Annotated in this window: 10 protein-coding genes; 5 read left to right on the plus strand and 5 right to left on the minus strand. The window is 58.3% G+C overall.

The window, feature by feature from the left end:
- The 5 genes from NTW95_01445 to NTW95_01465 form a co-directional block, all read right to left on the minus strand.
- Positions 1-502: DUF3014 domain-containing protein (locus NTW95_01445; protein ID MCX6556092.1), on the minus strand; the 502-nt coding region annotated here is incomplete at its 3' end.
- A gap of 38 nt (positions 503-540) precedes the next feature.
- The gene (locus NTW95_01450; protein ID MCX6556093.1) at positions 541-2,112 is read right to left on the minus strand and encodes a hypothetical protein; all 1,572 of its coding nucleotides are present in this window, start codon (positions 2,110-2,112) and stop codon (positions 541-543) included.
- 103 nt (positions 2,113-2,215) lie between these two features.
- Positions 2,216-5,086 (minus strand): ATP-binding protein, encoded by a 2,871-nt coding sequence (locus NTW95_01455; GenBank protein MCX6556094.1) that lies wholly within the window; start codon positions 5,084-5,086, stop codon positions 2,216-2,218.
- Between the two features lie 12 nt (positions 5,087-5,098).
- Complete coding sequence (locus NTW95_01460) at positions 5,099-5,833, minus strand: MBL fold metallo-hydrolase (protein ID MCX6556095.1); 735 nt, start codon at positions 5,831-5,833, stop codon at positions 5,099-5,101.
- Between the two features lie 44 nt (positions 5,834-5,877).
- Positions 5,878-6,342, minus strand: a complete 465-nt coding sequence (locus NTW95_01465) for a hypothetical protein (protein MCX6556096.1) — start codon at positions 6,340-6,342, stop codon at positions 5,878-5,880.
- A 173-nt stretch (positions 6,343-6,515) separates the two neighbouring features.
- On the opposite strand from NTW95_01465, the gene NTW95_01470 reads away from it, so the two are divergent.
- The 5 genes from NTW95_01470 to NTW95_01490 all read left to right on the plus strand — a co-directional run.
- The gene (locus tag NTW95_01470; GenBank protein ID MCX6556097.1) at positions 6,516-7,532 is read left to right on the plus strand and encodes a lysylphosphatidylglycerol synthase transmembrane domain-containing protein; all 1,017 of its coding nucleotides are present in this window, start codon (positions 6,516-6,518) and stop codon (positions 7,530-7,532) included.
- Complete coding sequence (locus NTW95_01475; protein MCX6556098.1) at positions 7,533-8,303, plus strand: type III pantothenate kinase; 771 nt, start codon at positions 7,533-7,535, stop codon at positions 8,301-8,303.
- Between the two features lie 5 nt (positions 8,304-8,308).
- Positions 8,309-8,887, plus strand: coding sequence for a hypothetical protein (locus NTW95_01480; protein ID MCX6556099.1), 579 nt, complete (start codon positions 8,309-8,311; stop codon positions 8,885-8,887).
- Positions 8,888-9,017: 130 nt separating this feature from the next.
- Complete coding sequence (locus NTW95_01485; protein MCX6556100.1) at positions 9,018-10,703, plus strand: PAS domain S-box protein; 1,686 nt, start codon at positions 9,018-9,020, stop codon at positions 10,701-10,703.
- A 51-nt stretch (positions 10,704-10,754) separates the two neighbouring features.
- A partial coding sequence (locus NTW95_01490) for an ATP-binding protein (GenBank protein ID MCX6556101.1) occupies positions 10,755-11,776 on the plus strand: 1,022 nt, incomplete at its 3' end.

Consider the following 11,776-nt stretch of genomic DNA (forward strand, 5'->3'; position numbering starts at 1 on the left):
GATACCACAGAAGCAAAGTTTCGTCCGGGATGGCCGCGAACACGTTGATTAACGCGTCGTAGCGCCGAAAGCTCTTGGGATCGAAAAAAATGCCGTTGCCATTTTCAATGACGGAGAACTTTTCGCCGGGAGCCAGGAAAGCCAGCTGCACGGTTGGGCTCTGCCCCTGGGCCACGTTGTCCACGGCGGCCACCAGTGATCGCAGAAGCTCCTTTTGCCGGCTCCATTCGCGCAACCGTTCGGGGACCTGAGCCGCGGCGATCAACTCCCTGACCGGCGCATCGCTCTGGTTCAGGTCGAGTTTCAGGGGGGAATAGTCCGCGGCGGCCGGCGCGGGCAAGGCGGGTTCAACCGTTGGTTGGGCTTCCCGTGTCGTGAGTTCCGTTTTGTCCGGGGATTTTTCCCTGGCCTGGGGAGCCAAAAATAAAAAGTAGACCAGGACCAGGATGGCCAGCACCGTCACTGCCAACGCGAACCACATGACTTTTTGATAGGTCGGCATAGTTTCACCTCTCCTTGTCGGAATGGGCCTATTCTAATTTAATGGCGCGAGTCTGTCAACGGATGAACGGGCATGAGCGCAATGAATGCCAGCTCGCGGTTGTCCCGGTCCAAGGTTATTTTCTGCAGCGCCAGCCGGGTGAGCGGATGGCGGCGTTTGATCAGCAGGGTTTCGCCAAACCGGTTTTTTAAGCGGAAAGCGGCTGCCAGGCCGCGCCCGCCGACCATGCCCACGGACAAGGTGATGGCTGGGGCAGCGGGGGTTGTTGCCGCCATTTTTTGTTGCCACAGCTTTTCCAGTTCGCGGCACAAGACATTCTCCTCTTCGCTCAAGCGGCTGGCATTGATGATGCGGGCCACGGCCGGGGCAAACCGCTTCTGAATGCCGGCAAGCGCACGCCGGCAGACTCCCCATTTTCTATGTGGCTTTGCCTTTGTCGCCGCATTGGCGTTCAGGGGGACGAGAGGCAGGCCCAGGTGGTTGATGAGAAAATCCTTTTGCCGCGCGCTGAGCAGCAGAATGTTTTTTCCCGGAACGCTGAAGCGGCCCGCCCGGCTGTCGTTGTCGGTGAAAGACAACGCACCTTTTGCGGCGGCATGGCGCACCTCGGCCAGGCTGAGCCTGCGGCTTGAGGCGCGCAGGCGGAAAGGGGCGCAGAGCGACAGCAGGGAGTAATCCCCTTCTGTGCGTGCCTGCCTGAAAAGCAGGTCCTCGATGCGGGACTGGAAATGGTCCGGAAATTGATCGTAGTTCTCCGCCAGCCAACGGTACAGCCGGCGGGCGCCGGCGGCCATGGCGGCAATGGCCGGAGGCGCCGGCACGGAATCGGTTTCCAGGGCAGCCGTGAAGACCATGCCCTGAACCGGGGCGACGGCCAGTACCTGCCAGGGAATGCCCTGGTCGAGCAGCCAGATCCGGCAGACGTCGCCCTGGGCGGGAACAGCCAGCCGTGACCGTTCCGGTTTTTTTCCGCCGTTGTCGCCCAAGCTCACCAGACAGTCTTTCAGCAACTGCTTTTTTTTAAGCGGCCGGCCGTTGATGACGATCTCGCCAGCGACCGCGGCCGCTGCGCAGAGCTCGGCCAGGAGCGCTCTCTCTTCCGCGGCCGGACCGCGGCGGCGCCTGATGGTGATGCGGGTGCCGCGGGGCCATGAATTGCCGTCGCGCAGTTCGCTGCGGCCGGCGGCGATGCTCAGCGTACCCTTGGCGGCTTGGCCGGAATTTTCGATCTGAACGGCGCGGATTCCCGGGCAAAAAACGGCCAGGAGGCCTATGCCCGGCCGGCCGGCATCCTGCAGGCTGGCCATGGCCTTCTCCCTGGCGACGGCATCCTGGCTGCCGTTCCCCAGGCAAGCCAGGGCGCGCCACTCCTCGCAGCCAATGCCGGCTCCGTCATCGGCGATCTCGATCCGTTCGCTGTCCACTCGGATCGAGATCGCGGCCGCCGCCCTTTTCAGAGCGCTGCGGACCAGCTCCACCGGCAGCAGCGCCGGCGAGGGGAACATGTTGGCCGTCAATTTTTGCAGATGGGCGTCGGCATCGATGGAGAGCAGTTCCGTCAGGATCAAGTCCGGAGTCGAGCGTTCGGAGTTCGGCGTAGCACGAATCATCTGCCTTTTTTGGCGGATATGATTTGTCTGTCCACCCGGTGGAGTTAAGGACAATTCCCTCGCATTCTTATTCTTCACTCTGAACTCCCAACGCCGAACGTCTTCACTTCTTTATCCCTCGGTATTCGCGCAGCAGCCGGCGCGCCGATTTTTTCAGCAACGTTTCCGGGTTGGTTGCGGGAAGCAATGATTCGCCATGCAGCGTCTGCAGGAACCGGAGAAGAGCCAGCGGGCGATTTTTTTTGAAAAGCTCCGCCAGTTCATTGAATCGTTTTCCCGTTGGATTGACGGCGATGAAGCGTTGCGGGAAGAACAGGCCCTTCTGCCTGGGCACTGCCGGGAGGGAAACGGCAAGCAGATCGGCTTGCTGCAGGCCCGGAGCCAGCAGACAGATCGTCGGCCGGGTGAATTTTCTATATAAAAACTTGTTGACCGAGGCCAGGAAATCGTCGCTGCCCGCCCCGGTCCGGCCTGGCGGTTGCGCCGGCCCTCTGTGGCCTGGCGGCTGCGCCGCCCCCCTGTGGCCCGGCGGCTGCGGCCGCAGCCGGTAGAGCAGGTCAAGGTTGACGGCGCCGGGGAGGAGGTTGAGCAGTGGGGCGAACAGTTTTGCATGCAGGTCGAGGATCGGGAGCCCCCGGTCTTTCAAGGCCGCGGCCAAGGGATTCTGGCTGGTGGCGACCAACAGGCGGTTGCGGCGAAGCAGCGCCAGGGCGCGGCGAATGCTCATCGGCTTGCTGCCGACGGTCGGCAGGAAAGGGTGATCCCATAAGGGATTTTCCCGGCCCCATTTCTCGGGCTGCAGCAGCGCTTGCTGGATAAGCGGCAGCAGGAGTTCCTTGCCGGCATCGGAGGTCATCCCGGCCATTCCGGAAGGCAGGACGAGGCTGGATCTTCTTCTATAAACAGCGGCCAATGACAGCAGCATGGCCATCACCGCCAATCCAAGCGCGAGCAAGCCGAGCCGGCTGCCGTTACCTGGCCCCGATTCGGGGGAAGGCAGGGCAGGAGACTCCTGCGAAGCTTGGCCCGGCACTGCGGCCGCTTGGGGCGGCGATAATGCGCTGGCCGCGCCGGCGCTGGGGTCAATGATTTGCCAGCCGCCGTCGAAATACTCGCTCCAGGCGTGCAGTCCCGGCAGAATGCGGCCCCGGCTGCCAACCAAGCCGATGACCATCCGGGCCGGAATGCCCAGCTTCCTCAACAGCAGTACATTGAAGCCGTTGATGATGTCGCAATCGCCGCGACCGATGGCCAAAACTCCAGCCAACCACGACTGCCCGGCGGGGCGCCGTTGATAGGCCTGCGCCGTGAACAACGACGTGTCATAGCGGATGGATTCCCGGGCCAGGGCGCTGGCATGGGCCACTTTTTCGGCCGGGGCGAGGGAGTTCGCTTTGGCCAGGGATCTTGCCAACGCCGGCGGCAATTCCAGTTCCTCGGGCAGGGCGGTCAGGCGTGCGCTTTCGACCGGGGTCAGTTCCCGGACCCGTGCCAGCGGACAGGCATTGTAGGTGATCTCGCCGGCTCCGGCCGGAACTTCGGTTCCGTACTCGTCCTGGGCATTCGCGTCCAGGGCGAGGCGCTGCCTGGCGGCAAAAAAAAGACTGTCCGGATCTATGGCGTATCCCGGCGGAACGGGCAGCAGCGTCCGGCCGGCTTCGGTCGCGGCCAGGCGTATGCGGATAACGTTTTCCGGCTCGCAGCCCTGGAACGGCGGCGGCACCGTGACCCAGCCGGGGCGGCGGATGAAACCGGCTTTCAGGTCATAATCGGCGGCGACGAAAACCTTGAACCAGCCGGGGACGGGCGGGGAGTAGGCGAAACGCGCCGAAGCTTGCGAGGACGATATCGCCACCGCCGCGCCCGGGTAGTTGATGGCGTCGTCGCGCAGGCTGAAAAAAAACGGGCGGGCAACGGTGCGGCCCGGGAAGAAACGACTTAAAATCACGATCTCAAGCGGCAGGATGACCAGCAATGACAACAGCAGCGGTTTCCAGCCCGGACGCGCCAGACGGCCGAACAAAGAGCGCGGGATTTGACCCAGGCGCTGGTACCATTTCCTGGGGAAAGCCCTTTCCAGGGAATCCGCCAACAGCCGGCGCAGGGCTTTTTCGGCGCGGCGGCGGACATTCCACAAGGCCCTGTTTTCCAGGACCAGGTTGCGGGAAAAAGTGACATCGAGACGGTTGCCGTTGAGTAGGAACACCGGGGCAAGGCCCTGGCCGAGGGCGATCGGGCTTGGGGGAATGGCCTGCAGGTGAGACATCTGCTCCAGCAGCGCCCCTTCCCAGACCGGCAGGCCGCGGGCGAACAGCCGCACCCGCGGGTTCTCGTCCACCGCTACCGCGCCTTCGACCGCGCCGTCATGAAATGCGTAACTGAGCGGACCGGGCAGGCTCATGGGCACGGTCAGGTTTTGGCCGTGAAAATAAACGGGCAGGAGCGTGCCCAAACGGTCGTTGCGGCGCAGGAAACCGCAATACGCACGTAGCGCGTGTTCCGCTTCCTGGGAGAATTCGGCCTCGGTTGCGAAAACGGCCGGCCGGGTCAGAATCACTGTGGTGCCCGGCCGGTCCAGCGGACAGACAGTGGGCCGGGCCCTGAGCTCGGCGTCCATAACGACGGCCCACGACTCCTTTCCGCACCGCGATTGCAGGCAGATCTGGCTGGGCTGGAAACGCAGGATGGTCCAGAAGCCGATGCCGTACTTGCCGGCGGACATCTTGTCTCCGCTCTTGTGTGAGGCGTACAAGCGAAAAAGGAAGCGGCGGGCGTGAGCCAAGCGCATGCCCCGGCCGTCATCGGCGAAAGTCAGGCTCTCCAGCCCGTCGGCGCTCCTTTGCGCCTCGACGCGGATGGCCTTGGCCGAGGCATCGCGGCTGTTCTGGGCGAGTTCGCGTAGAAAAAACCAGGGATCGTCGCCGTAGGTTCTGGTGACCGCTTCGGCCAGGCCGCGAAAATCCTTACCCAGCATGGGCAGGGGCGGTCAGTTCATTTTGCGGATGCGCACGTCGATGCCGTCAGGGTCGCTTTTCAGAAGCTCGACCAGTTGCCTGGGATCGCTGCTGCCGTAATGGTAGGGATAGAGGATCCGCGGCTTGAAGGCTCGGGCGGCTTGGGCGGTCATTTCCGGGGTCATGGTATACGGCAGGTTCATGGGCAGAAAGGCGACGGCGATATCCTTCAACGCGGCCATTTCCGGGATGTTTTCGGTGTCGCCGGCCACATAGACGCGCCAGTCGGAAAAAGCGAAGACATAGCCGTTTCCCTCGCCGCGGGGATGAAAGGGAACGCCGTTGTCCCTTTTGTGGATGACATTGTATGCCGGCACGACGGAAACTTCGATGCCGTGGGTGGTGATGCGATCGCCGTTCTTCAGGACGTGGCTGGCGGCCGGGTAGGGCTGGCAGGAGGCGCTGAGAAAGATCTCCGTATTCTCCTTGCGCAAGCTTTCGATGGCCGCCGCGTCAAAATGGTCCTGGTGCTGGTGGGTGATAAAGATGAGGTCGGCCTTGGGCAAGCGGCTGAAATCGGTCAGCGCCCCGAAGGGGTCGATGTAGATCGTCCGGTCCTGGTAGGTGAAAAGGAGAGAGCCGTGGCCAATGAAGGTGATTTTCAGCTCGCCGGCCGCGGTCTTGAAAACGTCGGTGGCGAAATTCTCCTGTCCCGGCGTACTCATGCTGGCCATGAAAAAAATTCCGCAAAGGAGCAAACGCAACATGGGATCCTCCTGGTCAATGGCAGCGCCATTTTATTTTGACGGCCTTACTTGATTTGTTGCCGGAACTGGATGAGCCGCTCGCGATGCTTCTGGTATTCGACACTGAACTGCTGGTAGATTTGCCTGCCTTCCGGCGTATCGCCCTTAATGATTTCATAGAATTTTTTCTTGGCCAGCGAATCCTCGATGCCGGTGGCATTGCCCAGGGCGGTCTGCAGCGTCACCAGGTGGGTTTGCGCCGCCAGTATTTGCGCCTTGACGAAATTCAGCGACGTGCGGATGGCTTCGATGTTGAAGCGGTCGCGGTTGTATTCGATCGCGCCGCTCTTGATCTTTTCGATGGTCGAGCGCACCCATTCGGTATTTTTCCTCTCATCATCGGCCATGGCGACCCAGAACACTTCATAATCGGGGAATTTTTGACTGTAGACCCAATAGAGTTCCATGACGGCTGACTCGAATTCGGCGACAAGCTCGATCTTGCTGATTTGAAAACCCGAAAGTTCCATGGCTCACCTCCACGCCGCCGACATTCCATTGGCAAACAGATTCCGTTTATTATAAACACAGGCGCCGGAGCAAGTCAATGCGCGGGATGTTTTGACATTCCGGCCGGTATTTGATATAGCATCACTACGCTGAGGTTCTCCGAAGCGTCGAGTGATGCTATAATTGGAGCCAAATGAAATTATCCGCAATCAAGAAAAATTGGAAAATGCTTGCCGGTATCGCGCTCAGCGTCCTTTTCATTTTTCTCGCCTTTCGCCAGGTCGACTTCAGCCAGATGGGCCGGGCCTTCGCTAGTGCCGATTACTGGCTGCTCGTTCCAATCCTGGCCGTCATTTTCCTGGGCCTCTTGCTGCGCGCCTGGCGCTGGCAATACCTGCTGGCGCCGATCCGGCTGGTACCGCTGCCTGGCCTGTTCGCCTCCCTGGTCATCGGCTACATGGCCAACACCTTTCTGCCGGCCCACCTGGGCGAAGTCATCCGCGCCTATCACGCCCGCAAAAAAACCGGCATCGCCGCCAGCGCCGTCTTCGCCACCATCGTCGTTGAACGGCTGCTCGATATCTTCGCGCTGCTGCTGCTTATGGGCCTGGCCCTGGTCGTCTTCCCTTTTCCCGGCTGGGTGCAGAAGAGCGGCGCGATCATGCTCGTTCTGGTCGTGGTCCTGTTCACCCTGCTGCTGCTGATGAAAAAATACCGCCGGCAAACCATGGCCGTCAGCGGCCGCCTGACCTCTTTCTTGCCCGCAGCTGTCTCGGCCAAAGTCAACGAACTCCTGGACCAGTTTCTGAACGGCATCGTCCCTTTGAAAGCGGCCGGTCTTTATCCGCTGGTTGGCGTTTTGTCCATCGCCATATGGGATTGCTACGCGATCACGTTTCAGCTGCTGTTCATCGCTTTTCATTTTGTCAACTTGTACCATCTGCCCTGGACAGCCGCCCTGGTGGCATTGGTCATCACCACCATCAGCGTCGTCGTCCCGTCATCGCCAGGCTATATCGGCTCCTACCATTTCCTTTGCCAGCTTTCCCTCGGCCTCTTCGCCATTCCCAAGGGGCCGGCCCTCTCCTACGCCTTCGTTCTGCATGGCATGAACATTTTCCCGGTCTTTTTCCTTGGCCTTTTCATCCTCAGCCGCGAGAAGATCAGCCTGAGGTCGTTTGCCAGGGAAAAACTGGAAGCGGGGGAGTAAATGGCCTCCCGTGCGGAGCGTACGGCGGTCCTGACCGTTGACGTGGGCAACAGTTCGACCGCCTGCGCCGTTTTCAAGGACGAGGCCATTGTTTACCGGCGCCATATTCCCACCCCGAAAAAATGGCCGGCCGGCCATCTGCGCCTCCTGCTGGGCGAGGGCTGGCGAAAGAAAATAACGGCCGTCATCGTATCGTCGGTGGTGCCGCCGCTGAACCGGGCCCTGGCGGCGGACTGCAAAAAAATACTCGCCCAGAAGCCCCTTTTCATCAGCCACCGCACCGTGACCGGGATCAGGCTGAGGATCGACAAACCGTCGGAACTGGGCGCCGACCGCATCGCCGACTGCCTCGGGGCGCTGAAATTTTTTCCGCCGCCGCTGATCGTCATCGATTCGGGGACGGCCACCACCTTCGACCTGGTCAACAAAAAAAAGGAATATTGCGGCGGCTCCATCCTGCCCGGCATCACCATCGCCGTCAGGAGCCTGGCCGAGAACACGGCCAAGCTGAAGAACATCGCTTTTGCTGTTCCCGCCTCGCCCGTGGGCACCAACACGGTCGACAGCATTCGCGCCGGAATATTTTTCGGCACCGTCGGGACACTCAACCACCTGATCGCCCTTTACCGGCGGGTGCTGGGGCCGGAAAGCAAGGTGATCGCCACCGGCGGTCTGATCCGCTATTTCAGGGGCCGGGTGTCCGCCATTGACCGCTTCGAACCCGACCTCCTGTTTTACGGCCTAAAACGCATCCATGATCTGCAGCCATAGCCAGCATGACGGCAGCCAGCGACGATTACAACTATATTATCAGGATCATCCAGTTCCTGGACAGCCAATTTGCCATCCGCTTTTTCATCAGCAGCAAGGATTTTGACATCCTGTACCGCTGGTGGGAGAAGCGCATTCCCTTTGCGGTGGTCAGCTCGGCGATGCGCCGGGTGGTCGAGCGCCGTTCGCCGCATAAGCCGCCCATCGCCTCCTTTGCCGTTTTCAGCCACGAGGTGCGCCGGGACTACCAGTCGTTTCTGAACCTGAGCATCGGCCGCGAAAGAGGCGAACACCGGGAGGAACACGACCAGGTGAAGACGTTCCTCAAAAAACTCCCCGAGCCGCTCGATTTTTTAAAAGACGATTTCGAGCGGCTGGGCGCCGAGTACGCCCGCAACGGCAGGGCCGACGCCGGTCCGCTCCATGAAAAACTGCTGCACCATTTTCGAAACGACGCCGAACTGAACGCCAAGTGCGACTGGTTCATGAAGAATCTGGCCCCGGCGTTGCGCCGCCCGGAGATCGGGGCAACCTACCGCCTGAATTACCTGCTGCACAAGTTCTCCATTCCGAGTTTTGATTGAATTGTTCAGGATTTTTATCTTTATTTTATGGACTCTTGCATATTTTTGCTTTTTGAACAAAATGATGTTAATTTAGCTTTAATAGTTGTCCATTTTTTCGTGGACAGATCAATTACAGGAGTAAAAGCAGATGAGAGAATCCCCCAGGACAAAAGCTGAATTGATTGCGGAAATATCAGAATTAAAGCAGAAAATTAAGAAACTGGAGAAATCAGAAGCAAAGCGCAAGCAGGCCGAGTCCCAAATGGAGGCTGCGCTCGAAGCCATGAAAAACAGCGAGGGAAAATACAGGGGCTTGACAGAAAACATCAACCTGGGAATTTATCGGAATACCGTTGGGCCTGAAGGAAAATTCATTGAAGCCAATCCCGCCATCGTCGCCATGTTTGGGTTTAAAAGCAAAGGGGAATTCCTGGCCATAAACGTTTCAGACCTGTACCAAGATTCAAAAGACAGAGAAAAATTCAATAAAAAAATGCTCAAAGAAGGGGTTGTCAAAAGCGAGGAATTGTGGCTGAAAAAGAAAGACGGAAGTATCTTTGTCGGGTCCGTGTCTGCGGTGGCCATCAAAGACGAGCGCGGGCGGGTGAAATACTATGATGGCATCATCGACAACATCGACAACCGCAAGCGAGCGGAGTCCCAGGTAAAAGCCGCGCTCGCGGCCCTGCGCGAGAGCGAGGAGCGCTTCCGGACATTGTATGAGAATTCTACCCTGGGGATATACAGAAGCACTCTGGATGGCAGGGTTCTGCTGGCTAACCCCGCTCTGGTCAGGATGCTTGGCTACTCATCTTTCGCTGAACTCACAACCAGGGACCTTGAAAAAAACGGTTTCGAGCCTGCCTATCCCCGATCGCGGTTCATTGAAATGATCGAAAAGGAAGGCGAGGTCAAGGGATTGGAATCCGCCTGGACACGAAAGGATGGAGTCATAATTTTTATCAGGGAAAACGCTGCCGCGATCAAGGATGCGCAAGGCAAAACCCTGTATTACGACGGGACGGTTGAGGACATCAGCGAGCGCAAGCAGGCGGAGGCGGATTTGGTAAAAAGTAAGGCATTGCTTAGCGATACCGAGAAAATGGGCAAAATTGGCGGTTGGACATTCGATGTGGAAACCATGACTCAAACCTGGACAGAGGAAACCTTCCGTATCCTTGAAATTGATTTGACCAACGGCGAGCCGAAAGTGCCCGAGGGTTTAGAATTTATAGCTCCCGCCTTTCGACCGCTGGCCGAAAAAGCCATCCAGCGGGCTGTTGAATTCGGCGAACCGTATGATCAGGAATGGGAAATCATTACTCAGAAAGGAAACAAACGCTGGGTCCATGCAGTTGCAACAACTCATCAGGAACAGGGTAAAACCAAAAGTGTATCGGGGTCCTTTCAGGACATTACCGGGCGTAAGCTGGCGGAGTCTCAAAGAGAGGTTGCGCTGGCGGCGTTGCGCGAGAGCGAAGCACGGCAGCAATTGATTCTGGCAACGTTGCCCATTGCGAGCTACACCTCTCCGCTTGATCCGGCAATCGATGCTTCCTGGGTCAGTGGCAATGTTGAAAAAGTAACCGGTTTTACCGTTGAGCAATACTTGGCTACGAAGGATTTCTGGAGAAATCGTTTGCATGCGGACGATCGCGAAAGGGTGTTGGCTGCCTACAGGAATCAGGCAGCGGGTGATGAGATCGTTCTTGAGTATCGCTGGTTGTGCAAAGATGGAAATTACAAATGGTTTCATGATCGAACCATTAAAAAACATACCCAGCAGGGGATGCAGTACTTCGGCATCATTCTTGACATCAGCGAACGCAAGTAGGCGGAGGCGGAAAAGCGAATCCTGGAAGAGCGCCTGCAATGGGCGGAAAAAATGGAGGCCATCGGCACGTTGGCTGGCGGCATCGCCCACGACTTCAACAATCTGCTCATGGGAATTCAGGGCTATGCGTCCATGACATTGACCAATCTCGATCCCGCCAATCCCAATTTTGAGAGGCTCAAACGGATCGAGGAGCAGGTGCAAAGCGGGGCCGATTTGACCCGGCAATTGTTGGGGTTTGCCCGCGGGGGAAGGTATGAGGTCAAGCCCACCGACATGAACGACATTATTGAAAAGACATCATTCATGTTCGGCAGAACCAAGAAGGAAATATCCATTTATCGCAAAACCGGGAAGGATATCTGGCGCGTGGAGGTGGACCGGGGGCAAATGGAACAGGTATTCGTGAACCTGTATGTGAATGCCTGGCAGGCCATGTCCGGGGGCGGGGAGATATATTTGGAAACGGAGAATGTTCTCTTGAATGATGAAAAGGCGCTTCCTTACTCCGTCAAGCCTGGGAAATACGTGAAAATAACGGTCACCGATAACGGCAGCGGCATGGACGAGAAGACCCGCTTGCGCGTCTTTGATCCCTTTTTCACGACCAATGAGATGGGCAGAGGAATCGGTTTGGGACTGGCCTCGGTCTATGGGATCATCAAGGGTCACCAGGGCATGATCAATGTGTACAGCGAACCCGGCCACGGAACCACATTCACCATCTATTTGCCTGCCTCTGAGAAGGACGTGGTCAAGGACGAGCCGCCGTCCAAAAAAATCGTCAGGGGCACGGAGACCGTTTTGCTGGTGGAGGATGAAAAAACAGTTCTGGACGTGAGCAAGGAAATGCTGGAGGCCTTGCAGTACAAGGTCTATACTGCCGACAGCGGGCAGGAGGCGATCGCTGTCTACACGGAAAAAAAAGGGACCATCAATCTCGTCATACTGGATATGGTCATGCCGGGGCTATCGGGTTCCGAGACATTTGATCGTCTGCGCATGATCAATCCCGAAGTAAAGGTTCTCCTTTCCAGCGGCTACAGCCTGAATGGCGAGGCGCAACATATCAT

This window comes from Candidatus Aminicenantes bacterium, from assembly GCA_026393795.1.
Taxonomy (GTDB): domain Bacteria; phylum Acidobacteriota; class Aminicenantia; order UBA2199; family UBA2199; genus UBA2199.

Excerpts from the sequence above, each read along its gene's own strand:
- NTW95_01450 (MCX6556093.1), bottom strand. The coding sequence starts at position 2,112 with ATGATTCGTGCTACGCCGAACTCCGAACGCTCGACTCCGGACTTGATC.
- NTW95_01455 (MCX6556094.1), bottom strand. The coding sequence starts at position 5,086 with ATGCTGGGTAAGGATTTTCGCGGCCTGGCCGAAGCGGTCACCAGAACC.
- NTW95_01460 (MCX6556095.1), bottom strand. The coding sequence starts at position 5,833 with ATGTTGCGTTTGCTCCTTTGCGGAATTTTTTTCATGGCCAGCATGAGT.
- NTW95_01465 (MCX6556096.1), bottom strand. The coding sequence starts at position 6,342 with ATGGAACTTTCGGGTTTTCAAATCAGCAAGATCGAGCTTGTCGCCGAA.
- NTW95_01470 (MCX6556097.1), top strand. The coding sequence starts at position 6,516 with ATGAAATTATCCGCAATCAAGAAAAATTGGAAAATGCTTGCCGGTATC.
- NTW95_01475 (MCX6556098.1), top strand. The coding sequence starts at position 7,533 with ATGGCCTCCCGTGCGGAGCGTACGGCGGTCCTGACCGTTGACGTGGGC.
- NTW95_01480 (MCX6556099.1), top strand. The coding sequence starts at position 8,309 with ATGACGGCAGCCAGCGACGATTACAACTATATTATCAGGATCATCCAG.
- NTW95_01485 (MCX6556100.1), top strand. The coding sequence starts at position 9,018 with ATGAGAGAATCCCCCAGGACAAAAGCTGAATTGATTGCGGAAATATCA.